Source organism: Citromicrobium bathyomarinum (assembly GCA_001306305.2).
In the GTDB taxonomy this organism is placed as follows: domain Bacteria; phylum Pseudomonadota; class Alphaproteobacteria; order Sphingomonadales; family Sphingomonadaceae; genus Alteriqipengyuania; species Alteriqipengyuania bathyomarina.
Window position 1 is genome coordinate 198,186 of sequence record CP155577.1, and the last position, 20,770, is coordinate 218,955.

20 protein-coding genes and 1 tRNA gene are annotated in these 20,770 nt (G+C 66.3%); 5 read left to right on the plus strand and 16 right to left on the minus strand.

Annotation, left to right across the window (positions count from 1 at the left end):
• Nucleotides 1-140: 140 nt before the first annotated feature.
• The 7 genes from VO57_000970 to rpe form a co-directional block, all read right to left on the minus strand.
• Nucleotides 141-818 carry a hypothetical protein gene (locus VO57_000970; protein ID XBL69941.1) on the minus strand — a complete coding sequence of 226 codons (678 nt, stop codon included), beginning with the start codon at nt 816-818 and terminating at the stop codon, nt 141-143.
• Nucleotides 819-825: 7 nt separating this feature from the next.
• A complete protein-coding gene (gene dxs, locus VO57_000975) occupies nt 826-2,748 on the minus strand; it encodes a 1-deoxy-D-xylulose-5-phosphate synthase (GenBank protein ID XBL69942.1) in 1,923 nt (640 codons plus the stop codon).
• Nucleotides 2,749-2,815: 67 nt separating this feature from the next.
• Nucleotides 2,816-3,286, minus strand: coding sequence for a transcriptional repressor (locus VO57_000980; GenBank protein ID XBL69943.1), 471 nt, complete (start codon nt 3,284-3,286; stop codon nt 2,816-2,818).
• 57 nt (nt 3,287-3,343) lie between these two features.
• Nucleotides 3,344-4,039, minus strand: a complete 696-nt coding sequence (gene msrA / locus VO57_000985; GenBank protein XBL69944.1) for a peptide-methionine (S)-S-oxide reductase MsrA — start codon at nt 4,037-4,039, stop codon at nt 3,344-3,346.
• 257 nt (nt 4,040-4,296) lie between these two features.
• Nucleotides 4,297-5,886 (minus strand): bifunctional phosphoribosylaminoimidazolecarboxamide formyltransferase/IMP cyclohydrolase, encoded by a 1,590-nt coding sequence (gene purH / locus VO57_000990; protein ID XBL69945.1) that lies wholly within the window; start codon nt 5,884-5,886, stop codon nt 4,297-4,299.
• A 3-nt stretch (nt 5,887-5,889) separates the two neighbouring features.
• Nucleotides 5,890-7,830 carry a heparinase II/III family protein gene (locus tag VO57_000995; GenBank protein XBL69946.1) on the minus strand — a complete coding sequence of 647 codons (1,941 nt, stop codon included), beginning with the start codon at nt 7,828-7,830 and terminating at the stop codon, nt 5,890-5,892.
• Nucleotides 7,830-8,495 carry a ribulose-phosphate 3-epimerase gene (gene rpe / locus VO57_001000; protein XBL69947.1) on the minus strand — a complete coding sequence of 222 codons (666 nt, stop codon included), beginning with the start codon at nt 8,493-8,495 and terminating at the stop codon, nt 7,830-7,832. Before rpe ends, VO57_000995 begins: the two co-directional genes overlap by 1 nt.
• A gap of 234 nt (nt 8,496-8,729) precedes the next feature.
• Between rpe and VO57_001005 the strand changes: the two genes are divergently transcribed.
• The 3 genes from VO57_001005 (at nt 8,730) to VO57_001015 (ending at nt 11,880) form a co-directional block, all read left to right on the plus strand.
• The gene (locus VO57_001005; GenBank protein XBL69948.1) at nt 8,730-9,248 is read left to right on the plus strand and encodes a DUF2141 domain-containing protein; all 519 of its coding nucleotides are present in this window, start codon (nt 8,730-8,732) and stop codon (nt 9,246-9,248) included.
• A gap of 93 nt (nt 9,249-9,341) precedes the next feature.
• A complete protein-coding gene (locus VO57_001010) occupies nt 9,342-11,669 on the plus strand; it encodes a transketolase (GenBank protein ID XBL69949.1) in 2,328 nt (775 codons plus the stop codon).
• A 16-nt stretch (nt 11,670-11,685) separates the two neighbouring features.
• The gene (locus VO57_001015) at nt 11,686-11,880 is read left to right on the plus strand and encodes a hypothetical protein (protein ID XBL69950.1); all 195 of its coding nucleotides are present in this window, start codon (nt 11,686-11,688) and stop codon (nt 11,878-11,880) included.
• Between the two features lie 129 nt (nt 11,881-12,009).
• Here the strand turns inward: VO57_001015 and VO57_001020 are convergent.
• Nucleotides 12,010-12,096, minus strand: a tRNA-Leu gene (locus VO57_001020).
• Nucleotides 12,097-12,280: 184 nt separating this feature from the next.
• Between VO57_001020 and VO57_001025 the strand changes: the two genes are divergently transcribed.
• Nucleotides 12,281-13,231 (plus strand): complex I NDUFA9 subunit family protein, encoded by a 951-nt coding sequence (locus VO57_001025; GenBank protein XBL69951.1) that lies wholly within the window; start codon nt 12,281-12,283, stop codon nt 13,229-13,231.
• Between the two features lie 18 nt (nt 13,232-13,249).
• Here VO57_001025 and VO57_001030 read toward each other — a convergent pair whose 3' ends face one another.
• From VO57_001030 to VO57_001060, 7 genes are all read right to left on the minus strand, one after another.
• A complete protein-coding gene (locus VO57_001030; protein XBL69952.1) occupies nt 13,250-13,741 on the minus strand; it encodes an NfeD family protein in 492 nt (163 codons plus the stop codon).
• Nucleotides 13,742-13,754: 13 nt separating this feature from the next.
• A complete protein-coding gene (locus VO57_001035; protein XBL69953.1) occupies nt 13,755-14,777 on the minus strand; it encodes an SPFH domain-containing protein in 1,023 nt (340 codons plus the stop codon).
• Nucleotides 14,778-14,959: 182 nt separating this feature from the next.
• A complete protein-coding gene (locus VO57_001040) occupies nt 14,960-15,187 on the minus strand; it encodes a hypothetical protein (GenBank protein ID XBL69954.1) in 228 nt (75 codons plus the stop codon).
• Nucleotides 15,188-15,315: 128 nt separating this feature from the next.
• Complete coding sequence (locus VO57_001045; protein ID XBL69955.1) at nt 15,316-16,194, minus strand: dienelactone hydrolase family protein; 879 nt, start codon at nt 16,192-16,194, stop codon at nt 15,316-15,318.
• Between the two features lie 64 nt (nt 16,195-16,258).
• Complete coding sequence (locus VO57_001050) at nt 16,259-16,903, minus strand: YceI family protein (protein XBL69956.1); 645 nt, start codon at nt 16,901-16,903, stop codon at nt 16,259-16,261.
• A 144-nt stretch (nt 16,904-17,047) separates the two neighbouring features.
• Nucleotides 17,048-18,064: a nitronate monooxygenase gene (locus VO57_001055; GenBank protein ID XBL69957.1), complete on the minus strand. Its 1,017-nt coding sequence runs from the start codon at nt 18,062-18,064 to the stop codon at nt 17,048-17,050.
• A gap of 39 nt (nt 18,065-18,103) precedes the next feature.
• On the minus strand, nt 18,104-18,919 hold the full coding sequence (locus VO57_001060) for a LytTR family DNA-binding domain-containing protein (protein ID XBL69958.1): 816 nt from the start codon (nt 18,917-18,919) through the stop codon (nt 18,104-18,106).
• A gap of 155 nt (nt 18,920-19,074) precedes the next feature.
• Here VO57_001060 and VO57_001065 point away from each other — a divergent pair, with 155 nt between their 5' ends.
• Entirely contained in the window at nt 19,075-19,599 is a 525-nt protein-coding gene (locus VO57_001065) for a DUF2306 domain-containing protein (protein XBL69959.1), read from the plus strand.
• Nucleotides 19,600-19,603: 4 nt separating this feature from the next.
• Here VO57_001065 and purT read toward each other — a convergent pair whose 3' ends face one another.
• A complete protein-coding gene (purT, locus tag VO57_001070; GenBank protein XBL69960.1) occupies nt 19,604-20,761 on the minus strand; it encodes a formate-dependent phosphoribosylglycinamide formyltransferase in 1,158 nt (385 codons plus the stop codon).
• Nucleotides 20,762-20,770: the final 9 nt, after the last annotated feature.

Genomic DNA, 20,770 nt, shown 5'->3' on the forward strand with positions numbered 1-20,770 from the left:
TACAGCAAAGTTCGGTCAGATATAAGTCGCTAGTCCGCCTCTTCTTTTCGGCAGGGAGGCAAGGCGGGCCTGCGCCCACGCCTGTTCGCCTCCCCGCCGAGTGGTGGCCCGGCGCGGCCCCGACTGCGTCGTCTGCAAGCTCAGCGCGTGGACGAAAATGTGATCCGGTAGGGCGCGGCGGGCATGCCCGTGTCGGCGGAGCGGAAATTCATGAAGCTGCCGTGATTGGCCCAGATCACATACTTCTGCCCGGGCGCTGCGACACACTCCATCGAGAAGGTCCGCCCGTCGTCGGACGCCCGAACCTTGCCATCGCACTGCGGCGGCGCGTTCTCCGGACCGCTGGCGAAGCTGAAGCTGTCGCGCTGCATTTCGCGATCGAACGTGACCGACAGCGTGAAAGCTCCGGGTTCGACGACCCCGCCGTCGGCCGGGCTGCTCGATACGACTTGCGGCGCGGTCGAGCCAGAAGCCGCAGGCTTGCCACCCGTCGACAGGGTGCCGGACGCCATGAGTATGATGAGAACGGTCAGTACCACGATGATGCCTCCTGTGATGAACGGCCATGGTCCTGACCGCCGCGGGGCGGCCCCGTCCATCACGGAAATCTCGTCACGATTTTTCTGGGCGGCGTAGATCCGCGCGGCCTCGCGGCTGCTGCCCACGCCCAGCTTGCGCCGGGCACTGCGCAGCAGCTCGTTGGCCGCCGCTTCGCTATCGCCGGTATGCGCGATCGCGCTTTTGACGGTGTGCCCTTCGGCCAGCAGGCCGAGGATGGCGCGCTCCCGGTCGGTCAGTTCGCCGGGTGCCGCCACCATTCGCGCTCTAGGCCCTCGCCTCTTCGACCCCTGCCGAATTGTGGCGCAGCGCAGCCAGCACGGTATCGAGGATGTTCGCGGCATTGAGCCCGGCCTCGTCGTACTGCTTCTTCGGGTCGTCCTGGTCCTGGAAGATATCGGGCAGGCGCATGGTGCGCACTTTCAGCCCTTCGTCGAGCAGGCCGGAATCGCTGGCAAAGGTCAGCACGTGCGCGCCGAGCCCGCCGATCGCGGCCTCCTCGATCGTCACCACGACATCGTGATCGCGCATCGCCTTCTCGATCAGCACGGTGTCGAGCGGCTTGGCGAAGCGCATGTCGGCAACGGTGGTCGACAGGCCGCGTGCCTCCAGCTGCTCCGCCGCGTCGAGCGCTTCGCCCAGCCGCGTGCCGAGCGAAAGGATCGCCACCTTGCTGCCTTCCTTGACGATGCGGCCCTTGCCGATCTCCAGCTTTTCCAGTTTCTCTGGAATCTCCACACCCGTGCCCGCGCCGCGCGGATAGCGGAAGGCGATGGGCCCGTCGTCGTATTCGGCGGCGGTGTAGGTCATGTGCGCCAGCTCCGCCTCGTCGGCGGCGGCCATCACCACCATGTTGGGCAGCGTGGCGAGATAGGTGACGTCGAAGCTGCCCGCGTGGGTCGCACCATCCGCGCCGACCAGCCCGGCGCGGTCGATCGCGAAGCGCACCGGCAGGTTCTGGATCGCAACATCGTGGACCACCTGGTCGTAGGCGCGCTGGAGGAAGGTCGAGTAGATCGCCGCGAACGGTCGCATGCCCTGCGCGGCGAGGCCGGCGGCAAAGGTAACCCCGTGCTGTTCGGCAATGCCGACGTCGAAGGTGCGCTCCGGGTGCGCCTTGGCGAATTTGTCGACGCCCGTGCCGCTCGGCATGGCGGCGGTGATCGCCACGATCCGCTTGTCGGTCTCGGCCAGCTTGGCGAGCGTTTCGCCGAACACGTTCTGGTAGTTGGGCGGGCCGCCCGACGATTTCTTCTGTTCGCCGGTGATGACGTCGAACTTGGAGACGCCGTGATACTTGTCGGACGCCTGTTCGGCGAACTTGTAGCCCTTGCCCTTCTCGGTCACGACGTGGATCAGCACCGGGCCCTGATCGGAATCGCGCACATTCTCCAGCACCGGGATCAGGTGGTCTAGATTGTGCCCGTCGATCGGCCCGACGTAATAGAAGCCCAGTTCCTCGAACAGGGTCCCGCCGGTCACCATGCCGCGGGTGAATTCTTCCGCCTTGCCGAGCGAGGAGTGGATCCGGCGGTGCATCTTCTTGGCGACCTTGGAGGCAAGGCTGCGCAGGCCGAGATATTCGCCGCTCGAGACAACGCGCGCCAGATAGGCCGACAGGCCGCCCACCGGCGGAGCGATCGACATGTCGTTGTCGTTGAGGATCACGACCAGCCGATTGCCCGCCTGTTCGGCATTGTTCATCGCCTCGTAGGCCATGCCGGCGCTCATCGCGCCATCGCCGATCACCGCGATCGCGCGGCCCGGCTTGTCCTGCAGCTTGTTGGCCATGGCAAAGCCGATGCCCGCGCTGATCGAAGTAGAGCTGTGCGCCGCGCCGAAGGGGTCGTATTCACTCTCGGAGCGCTTGGTGAAGCCCGACAGGCCGCCGCCCTGACGCAGCGTGCGGATGCGATCGCGCCGCCCGGTCAGGATCTTGTGCGGGTAGCACTGGTGGCCCACGTCCCAGATCAGGCGGTCTTCGGGCGTATTGAAGATGTAGTGGATCGCCACGGTCAGCTCGACCACACCGAGGCCGGAGCCCAGATGCCCGCCGGTCGTGCCGACCGCATCGATCATTTCGGTGCGCAATTCGTCGGCCAGCTGGCGCAGCTTGCCACGCTCAAGTTTCCGGAGGTCGGCGGGAAGATTGACCTGGTCGAGCAGGGGCGTTTCGGGACGTTCAGACATGACGGCCATGTCTAGACTCCCGCTTTCGGCTTGTCGATTCAAAGCGCTTCGTGTCCGGATCGACGTTTCAGCGGCTGCATTCGGCGCACAGGCCGCGCAGCTCGATCACCGGGCGCACGTCGGAATAGCCCGCATCGCGGCCCGCTTCGCGCAAGGCGCCGGTGACCCGGTCATCGTCGATATGATCCGCCGCGCCGCAATCGTCGCAGATCAGGAAGATGCAGTCGTGCCGGCATCCCGGGTGCGAGTTGACGAGGAAGGCGTTCGCGCTCTCGATCCGGTTGGCGAGGTTGCCGCGCACGAAGATGTCGAGAATGCGATAGACGCTGTTCGGCGCGACCCGGCTGCCGCGCTGATTGCTGAGGTTTTCGGCGATGTCGTAGGCCGAGACGGGCCGGGTATGCTTCGCCAGTTCATCGAACACCTCGGCGCGCATACCGGTCCAGCGTTCGCCCTGTTCTTCGAGCGAGCGTTTCGCGGCCTCGGCAAGGGCCTCGCCCTCGTGTTCCTTGTGCGTGTGTCGGTGTGCAGTAGCCATGGCCGACTAGATAGCGTGCCCCGGAGCGCCTTTCCAGTTCGCGCGTGCTGCTCGGCCTCAGTCTTTCAGAAAGCTGGCGCGGTAGACCGCCGGATAGAATTCCCTGAGCGCGGCGACCTTGGGCGCATCCCAGCGAACGATATAGCCGTGGCGCGGGTTCTTGAGCGCGAAGTTCTGGTGATAGTCCTCCGCCGGATAGAACGCCTGCGCGCGCACGATATCGGTCACGATCGGCTTGTCCCACACGCCGGAGCGTTTCATTTGTGCAAGATAGGCCTTGGCCACGCGCAACTGTTCGGCCGAGGTCGGTATTACCTCTGCATTGTACTGCGATCCGCGATCCGGCCCCTGCCGGTTGCGCAGAGTCGGGTCCGCGACCACCGAGAAGAAGATCCGCAGCAGCTGGTCGTAACGGATCTGCGAGGGATCATAGGTGATCTTCACTGCCTCGACATGGTCGGTCACCCCGCTGGAGACGAGCTTGTAGCTCGCCTGCCGCTCGGTCCCGCCGTGATAGCCGGCGACCGCGCTCTTCACGCCTTTGACGTGGCTGAACACCGCCTCGACACCCCAGAAGCATCCACCCGCGAAGATCGCGGTCTTGAGCCCGCTTTCCTTCGCCTTGGTCTGGGCTATCGGCGCGCGGACGTGGTTTTCCGCCGCCATCGCCTGCCCGCACCCGGCCAGCGCGAGCGATCCTGCAAGCAGCAGGCCGAGCATGCCGGAGGCAAGGCGGGGACGGCGTGCGGCCATCAGAAGAGCCCCAGCGCGAGGCCTTCTACCCCGCCGAAGCGGGTTGCTAGCAATGCGACGGCACCAAGGCCAAAGCCGATGCCGAAATTGCGGAGAAGGTCGGAACTGAAGAACTTCATGGGACTGCTCGTTCGTGTGTCTCAATAGCTACGTGAGCAATGGATGTAGGGATGCATCCCTGTCGTCGCGGTGAATTCGACGAACAGCTACGGCTAACCGTGCAAGACCTAGGACGGGGCACGCCCGCCCCGGCCCAATCAGTGGCGGAAGTGGCGCATTCCGGTGAAAACCATCGCCAAGCCGGCCTCGTTCGCGGCGTCGATTACTTCCTGGTCGCGCATCGAACCACCCGGCTGGATGATCGCGGTCGCGCCTGCCTCGGCCGCGGCCAGCAGGCCGTCGGCGAAGGGGAAGAACGCATCGGAGGCGACTGCACTGCCGACCGTGCGCGGCTCTGCCCAACCGTATTTCTCGGCAGCTTCGGCGGCCTTGATCGCGGCGATGCGGCTCGAATCGCGGCGGTTCATCTGGCCCGCGCCGATCCCGGCGGTCGCGCCGTCCTTGGCATAGACGATCGCGTTGGACTTGACGTGGCGCGCCACGGTCCACGCGAACAGGCAGTCCTTCAGCTCCTGCTGCGTCGGTTCGCGCGTCGTCACGACTTTCAGATCGTCGGTCGAAATGGTCGCGTTGTCGCGGCTCTGCACCAGCAGCCCGCCGGTGATCGGCTTGACGCTCAGCCCCTCGCGCCGCGGGTCGGGCAGGTCGCCGACGGTCAGCAGGCGCAGGTTCTTCTTCTTGGCAAAGGCCTCCCGCGCCTCGTCGCTCACGCCCGGCGCGATGACGACTTCGGTGAAGATCTCGCAGATCGCCCGCGCGGTCTCGCCGTCGAGCTCGCGGTTGACCGCGACGATCCCGCCGAACGCCGAGACGCTATCGCAGGCGAGCGCTTCGTTCCACGCATCGATCAGCGTGCCACGCTGGGCCACGCCGCACGGGTTGGCGTGCTTGACGATCACCACCGCGGGCTCCTGCCCGCCGAACTCCGCGCACAGCTCCAGCGCGGCGTCGGCGTCGTTGTAGTTGTTGTAGCTCAGTTCCTTGCCCTGAAGCTGCTCGGCCTGCGCGATGCCCTGCGCGTGCGGCCCGGTCGGCGTGTAGAGCGCGGCCTGCTGGTGCGGGTTCTCGCCATAGCGCAGCACCGTCGGAGCTTTGCCCCCGACCGAGAGGTAATCGGGAAATTGCTGCTGCTGGTCGGCAAAGGCGAACCACTGGCTGATCATCGCATCATAGGCGGCGGTCGCGGCGAAGGCCTTGGCCGCCATCTTGCGCCGGAAATCGAGGCTGGTCCCGCCCTTGCCGCTTTCCAGTTCCGCAATCAGCGTCGCATAATCCGCCGGATCGGTGAGGATGGTGACGAACTGGTGGTTCTTCGCTGCCGAGCGGACCATCGAAGGCCCGCCAATGTCGATATTCTCGATCACCTCGGGCCGGTCCGCGCCCTTCGCGACCGTCGCCTCGAACGGGTAGAGATTGACCACCACCAGATCGATCGCGCCGATCTCGTGTTCCTGCATCGAGGCGACGTGATCATCGTTGTCGCGCAGCGCCAGCAGCCCGCCGTGCACCTTGGGGTGGAGCGTCTTGACCCGCCCGTCCATCATCTCGGGGAAGCCCGTCAGGTCGGAGACATCGCGCACCTCCAGCCCCGCTTCGCGCAGCGCCCTGGCGGTGCCGCCGGTCGATACAAGCTCCACGCCCCGGTCGGCGAGGGCGCGGCCAAGCTGGGGCAATCCCTCCTTGTCGGAAACCGAAAGGAGAGCCCTGCGGATAGCGATGTCAGTCACGTGTTATCCCATCTTCTTGAACAACCAGGCGAAGCTGCCGCCGCTGCGCGGAGCCATCCCCTGCAATACGAGCTGCTGGATCGGCTGCGGCCGACCCTGTCCGTCGACGAAGAGGCTGTCTTCGATCGAGAGCGTGCCCGTATATTCACCCGCGACGCGGAATTGCCAGTGCGAACCGTCGGGCAGTGCGAGTCCTGCGCCCTTGCGGTCCTCCGAAAGGCGAGCGACGATCCCCGGGCCGAGATGGAAACGGATCGCGTAGCCCACCTTGCCGCGCTTGCCGCGCTTGCTCGCGGGCAACAGCACGTCTTCCCCGGCCAGCTCCGTCCCATCCTCGCGCAGCACCAGCACGCGCTTGTGGTTGAGGCCGAAGCGCCCGGCATAGCCGTCATGCGTCGCCTCGATCCGGGTCGCGCCGCCGCGCGTGCCGCCGACCGTGCGCCGGTCGACCTCGACCTCGCCCACGCCCGCGCCGAGCTTGCCCTTGATCAGGATCGCGGTCGAATTGACGTCTTCGAGAACCAGCGTGGAGTGCGCCGCAGTCGCGCGCAGACCCTGCTCGATCCGCGCGGGCACCTGCCCCCCGGCCCACGCCGCGCCGCCGCAATTGACGATCAGGCGCTGGCCTGCGGACGAAAGTTCGAAGGCGAGGGTAGAGGCGCAGCCCGACCGCGCGTAGCGGGCCAGAGGCGGCGGGGCCGCATCGAACTGCAGCACCGTCTTGCCCGCATGCGCCCTGTGATAGCCCCAGCCGCGCGGCTCCTTCAGCGGGCGGGTGCGCACCCCGCTCGCGCCGATCAGCTCGCTGACCCGTTCGGAGGCCACGGCACCCGCGCCCTGCCAGTTGCCCAGCCCGCCCTCGCCATGAACCACCGCAAGCAGCGGCGGGACCAGCAGTTCGGAGACGGCGCCGACGAACTTGGGCGGCTCGATCTTCATCGAGCGATAGCAGGCGGCCAGCTCGGTCAGCAGCTCGAGCATGTCCATCTGCGACAACGGGCTGCGCGATTGCACGCCGCCATCCTCGCCCACGAAATCGCCCAGCGCGCGGGCCAGCCCGGCTTCGGCATAGAGGCGGCGCGGCTTTCCTTCGGGCAGCAGCAGCCCTGCGGCGACCAGCCCGGCCCAGGCATGAATCTCTGCCTCCCGGTCGGGTGCCTTGGTGACATGGGAATCGAGCCAGTCGGCCGTCTTGTCCAGCGCGGCCAGCGTGCGTCCGCGCACCGCCTTGTTCGACAGGATCAGCGGCGCGTGGACCAGCCAGGCAAGCAGCCGCCTGCCCGCCGCCTCGACCTCCCAAGCATGGCCCTTGCCGGGCGTGGCGAAGGCATCCAGCCACATGCGGTGGATGCGCAGCGCGGTCGCCTCGACCTGCGGACGCGCGCCGGAGCCGGCCAGATCGCGCAGCCAGAGATAGGAATGCACCGCACGCTCCAGCGGCGGGGCCATCCGGGTACCGTTCTTGAAGTCGAGCTGGGCGATCGGCAGCTTGACCCCGTGGACCAGGAAATGCCCGGCCCTGAGCGCAATTCCCGCCGCCCGGTCGCCCGGCAGCGAGGGCGTGACGGTCGCGAGCACGCGGCGCTTGGCAGGCTTCGACAGCGGCGAGGTGATCAGCCGCCCGCGGATGCCGGCTGCGTAGGCCATGCGGACCAGCCGCTCGCCCGCACTGACCCGGGGCGCGCCGATTTCCTGCGGAACCAGCGCACGCGAGGGGGCCAGAACTTCAACCTGCGGGATATCGCGAGACGCGGGTGGGGTTTCGGCCGATGCCATGGGGAGCGGAGCGGGCGGGTCTTCCGGCGCGCTCAGCGCGGTCGGCTCGGGCTTGTCGGCCAGCGTCATGATCAACTGGCGCGCGGCGCGTTCCTCGCGATCGGGCACCTCTTCATGCGCGTCGTCCTGCGCGCTTCCTGCCGGACCATGCCCCACCCGTTCGACCATCAGCTCTCCCTGCCCTTCAGTCTTTCGATATTGGCGGCGTAGCGATCGGGTCCGCCTCTGAACGTCGCCGATCCCGCCACCAGCACATCGGCCCCGGCGGCGACGCAGCGCGGTGCGGTCTCCGCATCCACTCCGCCGTCAACCTCCAGCCAGATCTCCCGCCCGGTCGCGTCGATCATCGTCCGGATCGCCTCGATCTTGCGCAGCTGGCTGTCGATGAAGCTCTGCCCGCCGAAGCCTGGATTGACGCTCATCACCAGCACCAGGTCGACCATGTCGATCAGGTATTCGAGCACGCTTTCCGACGTGCCGGGGTTGAGCACCACGCCCGCCTTCTTGCCCAGCGAACGGATCGTCTGCAGCGTGCGATGCGTGTGCGGCCCGGCCTCGGGATGGATCGTAATATGGTCGGCACCCGCCTCGGCAAAGGCTTCCAGCCACTGGTCGACCGGGCTGACCATCAGGTGCACGTCGAACGGCTTGTCGCTGTGCGGGCGCAGCGCCTTCACCACGCCCGGGCCGATCGTGAGGTTGGGCACGAAATGCCCGTCCATCACATCGATATGGATCCAGTCCGCACCTGCAGCGTCGACGCTGCGCACCTCCTCCCCAAGCCGGGCGAAATCGGCGGAAAGGATGGACGGGGCAATCAGCGGTACGGTCATCTTGACGAAATCGGCTTGTATGACAGGCGGGAGCTTCGGCTCCCCTTAGCGCGCGGCGAATCGGAAAGAGACAGCAGCGACCACGTTTTCCCCCGCGAGTCGTCGTTATGCCGCAAGGATAAGGCAGTTCATGGCCAATTCACGGCCTTGCCGATATTGGACAGGGAAAGCGGGCAGGCTTGCGACGCGATCGCCATTGCCCCAAATCCCACACTCATGAACGGAAATAGATCGATGCGTTTCAGCCCCGTCAGCCTTGCTGCACGCGCCGCGTTCGCCGCCGCAGCGGGCAGCCTCGCCCTCTCGCCGGTCGCGGCGCAGCAGGTCACCTATGCCAAGGTGATCTACAACGACCTGAGCAAGTGCAGCAGCGGCGCGGGCCCTGCAATCCGGATCACGGTCACCGGCCTGCGCTCGAACGAGGGCGGCCTGTACGTGCGCACTTTCCGCGCGCGCGGCTCGGAATGGCTGCGCTCGCAGCGCTATCTGACCCGGCTCGAAACCAAGCCGCGCAAGGGCACGATGACGGTCTGCGTGCCGGTGGACAACGCGGGCGATTACGCGCTGACCGTGCACCACGATGTCAACGACAATCGCAAGAGCGACCTGTCGGTCGATGGCGGCGGCATCTCGAACAATCCCGAGGTCAAAACCCTGCTCGGCATCCCCCTCCCTCCGTCGCTCAGCAGTGCGCGTTTTACGGTCGGCTCGGGGGTCACCAACCTGCGGATCGATATGCGCTACAAGGATTGAGCGCTCCCGGCCGCATTATCCGCCAAGCGATCCTTGCGCTGGAGATCAAATCTCTGTCTGACCGGCGGGCAGCCCCCAGACTGAGGATGACTCATGGCCACGAAGACGAAGCCGGGGATCGAACCGGACCGTATCAGTTTGCTCGAAACGCTCGACCGGCGGCTGCGCTGGCTGTCCTCGTGGACGATCCACAACGCCAATAATGTGCGCGAGAGTCGCGATAACCTGAAGGTCGGCGGGCATCAGGCGAGCTGCGCTTCGATCAGCAGCATCATGACCGCGCTCTATTTCCACGCGCTGGGCCCTAACGACAAGGTCGCGGTCAAGCCGCACGCGGGGCCGGTGCTGCATGCGATTCACTATCTGCTCGGCAGCCAGTCGCGCGAACAGCTGGAGGCGTTTCGCGGCTTCGGCGGCGCGCAGAGCTACCCCAGCCGCACCAAGGACCGCATTCCGGTCGATTTCTCGACCGGCTCGGTCGGGCTGGGTGTGGCGGTGACCGCCTTTGCCAGCTTGGTGCAGGATTATCTGGTCGCCCACAGCGCGCTCGCGCCTGAAAAGACCGGTCGGATGGTCGCGCTGATGGGCGATGCCGAACTCGACGAGGGCAATATCTACGAATGCCTGATCGAGGGGTACAAGCACGACGTGCGCAATTGCTGGTGGATCGTCGACTACAACCGCCAGTCGCTCGACCATACCACCGCCGACCGCATGTTCCGCCGGTTCGACGACATCTTCCGCACCTGCGGCTGGCGGGTCGTCACGCTCAAATACGGCAAGCTGATGGAGCAGGCCTTCGAGGAGCCGGGAGGCGAGGCGCTGCGCGAGTGGATCGATACCACCTCCAACGCCGAATATGCCGCGCTGACCTATCAGGGCGGCGAGCAATGGCGCGCACGGCTGACCAGGGATATCGGCGCGCAGGAGGGTGTGGCCAAGCTGCTTGAGCGGCGCGACGACGAGGCGCTGGCGCGGCTGATGACCAATCTGGGCGGCCATTGCATGGAAAGCCTGACCGAAGCTTTCGACGCGGCCGACGACGACACGCCCACGCTGTTCATCGCCTACACCATCAAGGGCTACGGCCTGCCCTTCGCGGGCCATAAGGACAACCATGCCGGCCTGATGAACACCAGCCAGATCGAGGCGCTGCGCGACCAGCAGGGCATCGCCGAGGGGAGCGAGTGGGAACCCTACGCCGGGATTGGCGACAATACTGAATCCGCGCTGCGCGATCTGGTCGAAGGCACACACATCGCGCGCGACAAGGGTCAGGTCCACGCGCCCACCTTCGATGTGCCTGCGATCGCCGCACCCGAAGGCAGCGAGCAGGCGACGCAGACCGCTTTCGGCAAGATCCTGCTCGACCTCGCCAAGGGCGGTTCGCCGCTGGCCGACCGGATCATCACGACATCGCCCGATGTGACCGTGTCCACCAACCTCGGCGCGTGGGTGAACCAGCGCGGACTGTTCCGGCGGCAGCAGATGGAGGATGTATTCCGCAAGGCGCGCATTCCCTCGGCCCAGAAGTGGGAGGGCGATACGGCAGGCCAGCATCTGGAACTGGGCATTGCGGAAAACAACCTGTTCCTCGCGCTGGCCGCGATGGGGCTGTCGGGTGCGCTGTTCGGCGAGAGGCTGCTTCCCATCGGCACGGTCTACGATCCCTTCATCGCGCGCGGCCTCGATGCGCTGAACTATGCCTGTTACCAGGATGCGCGCTTCATGCTGGTCGCAACCCCGGCGGGGGTTACGCTGGGGCCGGAAGGCGGCGCACACCAGTCGATCAATCCGCCGCTGATCGCGATGGGCCAGCCGGGCCTGCGGCATTACGAACCCGCCTTCGTCGATGAACTGGCGCTGCTGATGGAGGAGGCGTTCGGCCTGCTTCAGGCCCCCGACGGCGAAGCGGTCTACTTCCGCCTCACTACGCGCGCCATCCCGCAGGTCGAGCGCACCGACGATGCGTGGCGCGAGGGGGCCAAGAAGGGCGCCTACTGGCTGCGAGAGCCGGGCGAAGGTGCCGAGGCTGCGATCGTGACCATGGGCGCGATTACACCCGAGGCCATCACCGCCTGCGATGCGATGGCGGACGACCTGCCCGGCCTCGGCCTGCTGGTGGTGACATCGCCCGACCTGCTGCACCGCGAATGGAGCGCGCGCATGGCGCAGGATGGCGCGGGACCGTCCCATATCGAAAGCCTGCTGTCGCAGCTGCCCGCCGGAGCGCAGTTGGTCACCATGCTCGACGGCTCACCGGGCGCACTCTCCTGGCTGGGCGGGGTCGATGGACGCCGAGTCTCTCCGCTGGGCGTGGATCGCTTCGGCCAGACCGGCGATCTGGTCGATCTCTACCGCGAATATCGCCTCGATCCCGACGCCGTGATCGCAGCGATGGCCAAGCTGTTCGCGGCTTGAGGCAAGGACGACCCAGATGACAACGCCCGTGCTTGCCCACGAGCTGGTGCAACAGCGCGACAGCATTCCTGTCGACGATGTCATCGATGGCCCCATCCTGGATGTCCACCCCACGGCAGAGAGCCCTGTCGGCGCGCTCCGTGTAATGCGGCGCAAGCTGAACGCAGGCTATTGTGGGCTCAGGATCTGTGGGCTCAGGATCGCAAAATAGCAGCGCGCGAAGATCTGTGTCGCTGTGTCGACGCCGATTGGCCGATTTCCCCCGCGGACATCCCTAATCACATCGAGATTGGACGCCCCGCACAGCGCCGCTGTACCAATACCAATCCTTGATTGGAAATGGTGCCCAGAAGAGGACTCGAACCTCCACGACCTTGCGATCGCCGCCACCTGAAGACGGTGCGTCTACCAATTCCGCCATCTGGGCACACGTGGCAGGCCGGTCATCGAAGGCGCGGCCGCCGGGTAGGCGCGGGCCACTAACCGAGGGAGGGCATGCCTGTCAACGCAAATAGAGAACACGCATGCCAGCCTTGCGAGGCTCGTCGCCATCCGGCAAAGCGGCGCTGCATATCAACCGCCCAATTGCCCCCTTCGGAAAGGCCTACCCGATGCCCATCACCAATCCGCTCGCCGACAAGGTGGTGACGATCTTCGGCGGCAGCGGCTTTATCGGCCGCCACGTCGCCGAAGACCTGCTGCAACAGAATGCCCGCGTGCGAATCGCCGCGCGCCATCCGGAAGAAGCGTTCTCGCTCAAGCCGCTGGCCAAGCTCGGCCAGCTGCAGTTCGCCCGGTGCGACATTCTCGACGAGCGCAGCGTGCGTGCCTGCGTCGAAGGGAGCGATGCGGTCGTCAACCTGGTCGGCACCTTCGAAGGCGACCTGATGAAGCTGATGGGCGAGGCTGCGGGCAATCTGGCGCGCGCGGCTAAGGACGCGGGCGCGAGCCGCTTCGTTCAGGTCAGCGCGATCGGCGCGGACCGCAACGGCCCGTCCACCTACGCGCAGGCCAAGGCACTGGGCGAGGAACTGGTGCGCGATGCCTTCCCCAAGGCGACGATCCTGCGCCCCTCGATCATCTTCGGCCCCGATGGCGGCATTCTGAACCTGTTCGCCGATCTGATCGCGAGCCTGCCGGTGCTGCCGGTGTTCGCGCCCGATTCGCCGCTGCAGGTGGTCCATGTCGACGATGTCGCGGCGGCGATCACCAAGGCGCTCCTCGACCCGTCCGAGTTCGGCGGCAAGATCTACGAGCTGGCCGGTCCGGACAAGTGGACGATGATGGAGCTCAATCAGCGGATCGCCAAGGCGCAGCGGCGCAAGCGCACCTTCGTTCCGATGCCCGACAGTGCCAGCGCCGCTTTCGCCGCGCTGCCCGGCACGCCGATGGGGACGGACCAGTGGCGCATGCTCAAGGCGGGCAGCACCGCCTCTGAAGGGGTGCCTGGCTTCGCTGCGCTTGGTATCCAGCCGCGCCCGCTGGAGCTGGTGATCGACCACTACATGGTGCGCTATCGCAAGCATGGCCGCTTTGCAGAGAAGATGGACAGCGCAGGCTGAGGGCGCCCGCGCGCAAGCTCAGCCTTCGGCAGGCGTTTCGTCGGTATCCGGCGTCTTCGCCTCGGCGATCAAGGCGATCGGTTCGACCAGCAGGATCGCACCGTCATTGCCGCTGATCCGCACGCGCTGCCCGGCCGGAGTGTCGGGCCCGCGCGCGATCCACTCGCTGTCGCCCAGCCGCACGCGCCCGCTGCCGCTCTCGATCGGCTGGACGACCAGCGCCGTCTCCCCGACCATCCGCCCGCCACGCTGGTTGAGCAGCGGATCGCTGCTGACGATCGGCTTGTCATTGAGGTAGCGGCGCGCGCTGTAGACCGCGATCAGAGAGAGCGAGACGAAGCTGACGATCTCCAGCGGCCAGCCGAAGGGCAGCACGAACGCCAGCGCGCCTGTGACGAGCGCGGCCACGGCGAGCCAGATGAGGTAGACCCCCGGCACCAGCAGTTCGAGCACGGCCAGCAAGAGGCCCAGCGCGATCCATATCCAGTAGTGGTCGATCCCGTCGATCATCGCCGCTTACCGATCACTGCGGATCGCCGCGGCCCGCGCGGGGCACTGAGGCGCGTTCGCGGGTCACCGGATCGCGCTCGCGCGAGAGCGGCACGCCGTTGTTGCCGCCGACCGGCGCGTTATCGCCCGGATTGATGGCATCGCGCACCAGTTCGCCGATCCCGCCGAGCGAACCGATCAGCTGGGTCGCCTCGACCGGGAACAAGATCGTCTTGGCATTGGGGCTGTCGGCGAACTTGCCCACCGCCTTGGTGTATTCCTGCGCGACGAAGTAGTTAATCGCCTGGTTGCCCGAGGATGCGATCGCGTCGGACACCATCTGGGTGGCCTTGGCTTCGGCTTCGGCGGCACGCTCGCGCGCCTCGGCATCTCGGAACGCACTCTCGCGTGCACCTTCGGCCTTCAGGATCGCGCTCTGCTTCTCACCCTCGGCGCGCAGGATGCGGCTCTGGCGATCGCCCTCGGCTTCGAGGATCTCGGCGCGCTTGAGGCGTTCGGCCTTCATCTGGCGGGCCATCGCTTCGGAAATGTCGCGCGGCGGGCGGATGTCCTTGATCTCGACCCGGGTGATCTTGATCCCCCACGGCGACGTCGCATGGTCGACCACGCTGAGCAGGCGGGCGTTGATCTCGTCGCGCTTGGACAGCGTCTCGTCCAGATCCATACTGCCCATCACGGTGCGCAGGTTGGTGGTGGTCAGCGCCATGATCGCGGGGTGCAGGCCAGAGACCTCGTAGGCCGCCTTGGGCGCGTCGAGCACCTGGAAGAACACCACCGCATCGACCCCGACCATGGCGTTGTCCTTGGTGATGATTTCCTGCCCAGGAATATCGAGCACCTGTTCCATCATGTTGATGCGGTGGCCGACCCGGTCGATCAGCGGAAAGATGATCGTCAGGCCCGGATCGGCAGCCTTGGTGAACTTGCCGAACCGCTCGATCGTGTAGACGTAGCCCTGCTTCACCATGGTAATGGCGGTCATCAGGAAGACGAGCAGCAGGAACACCAGCAGCCCGAGAACGACAATTCCACCCATCCGATCCACTCCTGATTTTACAGGATTACAGCGTAGCGGGCGGGGGCGACGAGGCCAAGTGAAACCGGGGTCTGGCGGGCGTATGCGGGCGTGTAACAACGAAAAAGGGCCGCCCTTGCGAGCGACCCCTTTCAATCCCGAGCCGCGCTATCGCGGCTCAAGGCGATTCCGATAGAATGAGCTTAATTGCTCACCGCATCGTCGTCACCCGAATCGGCCAGCGCGTAGGCACCAGCGATCACACCGGCGATCAGCGCCAGCGCGAGGAACTGGGTGCCGTAGCTGAGACCCGCGAGTTCGCTTTCTTCCGACGCCGGAGCGGCGGTGCGAACGGGTTCGGCCTGAGCGGCGATGGACCCACCGGCGAGAGCGAGCGCGGCGGCGGCAGTCAAAGTCTTGGCAATACGCACGTATCTTCCCCTCTTAAGAAGCTTCATTCAGCCCCATGCACAAGCGCCATCCCATGCACAAGCCTGTGGATTCGGCAGCGGAACACGATTTTGAGCGCTGTCGCATTCTTGCAACAGCGCGCCAGTCGTCACAGCGCAGTAGCGTAAAGCGCCATCAAATCAGCAAAGGCCTTCTCCGCAGCAGGTTCGGCATAGGCCGGGCTGTCCGGCACGGTCCAGCCGTGATCGCCATCATAGACCTCGATTCTAGCCGGACGTCCCGCCTCTTCCGCCGCCTCGCGCAGGATGCGCTTGTGATCGGGCGCCTCCGCGTCGTCGTTCTTCGCGATCGCGACCAAGTAATGCGCCTGCGTATCGTCGAAGGTGCGATGCGGGCTCATCGGATCATCCTCGCGCACCAGCCCGCCACCGTGGAAGCTGGCGACACCCTTGACCCGTGCGGGAACCGCCGCCGCCGTCCAGAAGGTGAACGGCCCGCCCATGCAATAGCCCTGCGTGCCGATCCCACGCGCGGTGTCGACTTCCTTTTGCGCATCGAGCCAGTCGACCGCTGCGGTCGCGTCGCTCATGATCGCCTGTGCAGTCAGCTTGTCGCGCCACGGCTTGACCTTCTGGAAGCCGCCATTGCCCGCGAAGGTGGCGAAATCGGCGAACTGCTCGCCCGCGACGTCGCGGTAATAGGGGTTGACCACCAGCACCGCATAGCCATGCCCGGCCAGCCGCCGCGCCATGGCGCGCTTCGCCTCGCGCAGGCCGGCAATATCGGGCCAGAACAGCACGCCGGGCGCCGCGCCGGAGGCAGGCGCGACGAAGAAGCCGTCCATCGTGCCTGCAGAGGTCTCGAAGGATACCTGACGCTCGGTCAGCGCCGGCAGCGAGGCATCGCCGCCGGAGCCCCCCGCCATCGGTGCGCAGGCCCCGATCGCGGCCACCCCGCCGAGGATGCCGAACTGCCGCCGGTTGAGCCCCTGCTTCGCCCACTGGGCCAGCTTCGCCTCATCACACATACGCGTGCCTCCCCTGAAATGAGCCGCGGCTCGGGCCCGCAGCGCGCCCGGTTATCGTGCTTGCCTACTGCTTTTCGAAGGCGGCGCTGATCGTCAGTTCGACCTCGTCGCTCACCAGCGGGAGCGCGTAGTCGACCCCGAAATCGGACCGCATAATCGTCGCGGTGCCTTCGAAGCCGATCGTTTCGACCTTTTTCATCGGGTTGGAGCCTGCGCCGGTAAAGCGGGCGTCGATGGTGACCGGCTTGGTCACGCCATTCATGGTCAGATCGCCGGTAATGCTGGCACTGGTACCATCCGCGCCGACGTCGACACTGGTCGAGACGAAGCGCGCAGCTTCAGGCTCGGCGCCGAAGAAATCGGGGTCGCCGCCATCCTTGGCGGGGCGCAGAAGGTGATCGCGCAGTCCTTCGCTGACCACGGTAACGCTGGTGATCGGGATGGTCACGTCGACCTTGGCGGAGGACAGGTCGGCAGGATCGATCTGCAGCATGCCGTCAACGTCGCCGAACGCGCCGAAATAGCTGTTGAAGCCGAAATGGTTGACCGTCCACGCGACCAGCGTGTGCGCAGGATCGGTCACATAGGTGCCGCCGCTGACCCGGCTGGCGTCCATCTGGCCCGGCACCTGCGGCGCGCCTTCCTGGAGAGCGAGAGCAGGAACGGTGGCCAGGCCGACGAGGGCGGCCACGGTGAGAGACTGGATCATGCGCATGGAAGAACCCTCCGGAAGGTGTGATAGCGAACGTGGGGCGGCTCTCGCGCAGATGCGCGGGTTTCGCGCGCGCGTGCCTCCCGGGATAAAGCGCGAGACCGCCTGTGGTTCCCGTAGCAGAGGGCCGGGTGCGTCCGCTCAGCGCCGGGTCAGCGCCTCCTCGCTTTCCGCCATCAGCGTGGCGATGATCTGCGCAACGGGCTCCTCTTCCTTGACCATGCCGACCGATTGCCCGGCCATCAGGCTGCCGTTCTCGACATCGCCGTCGATCACTGCGCGGCGCAGCGCGCCCGCCCAGTAGTGCTCGACCTGCAGCTGCGCCTCGGCCATCGCGATCTCCTCGCGGTCGAGCCGTCCGGCGATCTCGCGCTGGGTCGCGGTGAATTCCTCGGTGCCCTTGTTCTTGAGCGCGCGCACCGGGATCACCGGCAGCCGCGCATCGACCTGGACGCTGGCGACCGCTTCGCGGGCGGAGGCGCGGAAGAAGGCCTTCTTGAAGTTCTCGTGCGCGATGCTCTCGGTCGCGCAGGCAAAGCGCGTGCCGAGCTGGACGCCGCAGGCGCCCATCTCCAGATAACCGGCAATCGCGCTGCCGCGCCCGATGCCGCCCGCGACGAAGATCAGGTGATCCTGCGACAGTTCGGGCAGCATTTCCTGCGCCAGCACGCTGGTCGAGACCGGCCCGATATGGCCGCCCGCTTCCATCCCTTCGATCACCAGCGCGTCCGCGCCCGAACGCAATAGCTTCTTCGCCAACGCCAGCGTGGGCGCGAAGCAAATGACCTTGGCCGGGTTCTTTCCGCCCTTGATCGCCTCGACGCTGCCCTTGGGCGGGATGCCGCCCGCGAGCACCACGTGGGTGACGGCGTGCTTTTCACACACCGCGATCAGATCGAACAGCTGCGGGTGCATGGTAATCAGGTTGACGCCGAAGGGTTTGTCGGTGCGCTTCTTCGTCTCGGCAATCTCGGTATCGAGCAGCTCGGGCGTCATCGCGCCGCAGGCAATCACGCCGAAGCCGCCCGCGTTGGAGATCGCGGAAACGAGGTTGCGTTCGGAAACCCAGCTCATCGCGCCGCATAGTATCGCGTATTTGCTGCCGAGGAATTGGGTGCCGCGCGCCATCAGCGCGTCTGTCTTGGGAGTGTTGCTCATGCTGGCGCGGTTACGAGCGTCGAGCGCGGTGGGCAAGAACTACAACCAGCCCGAGTCCTTCAACTCCGCGACACGGGCACGCGAGACCGGCGCCTCCAACCCGCCGGTAAGCACCAGCCGCAGGTTGCGCCCGTCGCGCTTCACATCCTCGACTGCGTCGCGCGCGACCCACCAGCTGCGGTGGACCTGCGCGCCCTCGACCCCGCCCAGCTCGGCCACTGCGTCGCGCATCCTGAGCAGGATCAGTTCGGAGCCGAGCGCGGTATGCACACGCACATAGTGGTCCTCCATTTCCAGCGCGAGCAGGTCGCTGCCCAGATGCGCGGGCAGGCGGTCGAGAAAGCGGGCCTCTGGCGCAGGCGGAGTTTCGACCTGTGAAGGCGCGGGTGTCGGCGGCGGAGCGTCGGCCACAGGCATGGCCTTGCGCCGCTCGATCTGGTGGAACAGCACGGTCACACCGCTGCCGACCAGCAGCACGTAGGGGTAGGTCCGCGCAAAGTTGTCGAACGGAGGCAGCGAGAAGGGGCCCGGCAGCTGACCCGCCCAGAACACCGCCAATGTCACCGGCACGCTCGCCAGCAGGCACGCGGCGACCCATAGCGGCCATTCCGGCAGATCGAGCCGGGGGCCGAGGCTGGTGACCAACGCGCCGATCGGCCGGAAGCAGGCATATCCTGTCAGCGCGAGACCGACCCAGTAGAGGAGGCGGACGGACAGCGGCATCTGGAAACTTCCGAAGGGGCCCATCACCGCCAGCACCACGCCGAGCACAATCATGATCGACAGGTCGATCAGCACCTTGCGCAGCACCGGGTGCTGGGCAGTATCCTCGGCGCGGCGCTCGCTCGTGTCCATCGGCGCAAAGTGGCGGACCATTCGCGCTTCGTAAAGTGGCAAACATACGCGAATCCGGCGCTTTCACGAAGGGTCTGCGTCGTCCGCGAAGTCCGCGTTGCACGCGAACGGGCCTGAGGCATCCAGGGGGAGACAGACATCCAGGAGACCTTCGCATGACCACCCTCGCCGCCCCCGCAGCCCGCTCGAAGCCCCGGTTCGACAACGGCCCGATCCTCAAATCGATCATCACCATTGCCGGCGCGCTGATGACGGCTGCCATCGCAATGGCGGTCTTCAAATTCCTTGCCGGGCTCGCACCCGACGACGGCCGCTACCGCAACATCGCGATTGCTATCCACATCGTCACCGTGCTGCCCTGCGTTCCGCTCGGCGCCTACCTGCTGCTCTCCACCAAGGGCACGAAGCTGCACAAGATGCTGGGCAAGATCTGGGTGTCGCTGATGGTCGTCACCGCCATCGCGATCACTTTCGTGCGCGGCGGGACGGACTTCAGCTGGATTCACATCTTCGTGCCGATCACGCTGCTGGGTGCGTGGCAGGTGGTCCGCACGGCCCGGAAGGGCGACATCGCGAGCCATCGCCGGAACATCACGCGGATGTACCTCGGCGCGCTGATGATCCCCGGCCTCTTCTCGTTCCTGCCGACCCGCCTGATGGGGATGTGGCTGTTCGGCTGAGCGCCTAATCGTAGGTCAGCGTGACCCGGTCCGCTGCCTCTTTTGCGAGGCGGCGGGCTTCGTCCGTATCGCCCGCAGTTGCCAGCGCGACACCCATGCGGCGGAAGGGGCGCGTGACCGGCTTGGCGAAGATGCGGACATCGGAGCCGTTGGCCATCGCCTCCGCCAGCCCGTCGTAGGAGACGTTCTCGCTCTCGCGGTCGGCAAGGATCACCGCGCTGGCCGCAGGGCGCGCGCGGATCGTGTCGGGCACGGGCAGGCCCATCACCGCGCGTGCGTGCAAGTCGAACTCGGTCAGGTTCTGGCTGACCAGCGTGACCATCCCGGTGTCGTGCGGGCGCGGGCTCAATTCGGAGAAGATCACCGCATCACCGCGCACGAAGAACTCGACACCGAACAACCCGTGCCCACCCAAATTATCGACCACCTTGCGCGCCATCTCCTGCGCTTGCGTGAGCGCGGCCTCGCTCATGCCGTGCGGCTGCCAGCTTTCCTGATAGTCGCCGCGCTCCTGCCGGTGCCCGATCGGCGGGCAGAAGGTGACGCCGTTCTTGTGCCGCACCGTCAGCAGCGTGATCTCGTAATCGAAATCAATGAACTGCTCGACGATCACCCGCGCCCGGTCGCCGCGCATATTGGCCACGGCATAGTCCCACGCGGCTTCCAGCCCCTCGGCGTCCTGCACCGTGCTCTGGCCCTTGCCCGAGGACGACATCACCGGCTTGATGACGCAGGGAAAGCCCGTGTCCTCTGCCGCCGCGCGCACTTCGTCGAGGCTGGTCGCATAGCCGTAGCGCGAGGTCCGCACGCCCAGCTCCTGCGCCGCCAGATCGCGGATCGCATCGCGGTTCATAGTCAGCTGCGCCGCGCGCGCGGTGGGTACGACATGGACGCCATTGGCCTCGACCTCGGCCAGCACTTCGGTGCGGATAGCCTCGATCTCGGGCACGACATGGTCGGGCTTGTGCTTCTCGATCACGCTGCGCAACGCATCGCCGTCGAGCATCGAGAACACCTCGCGCGCGTCGGCCAGCTGCATCGCGGGCGCATTGTCGTAGCTGTCGCAGGCGATGACATAGGCGCCCAGCCGCTTGGCCGAGATCACGAACTCGCGCCCCAGCTCACCCGAGCCGAGCAGCAGGATTTTGGCGGTGTGGCTCACGCCGCCAGC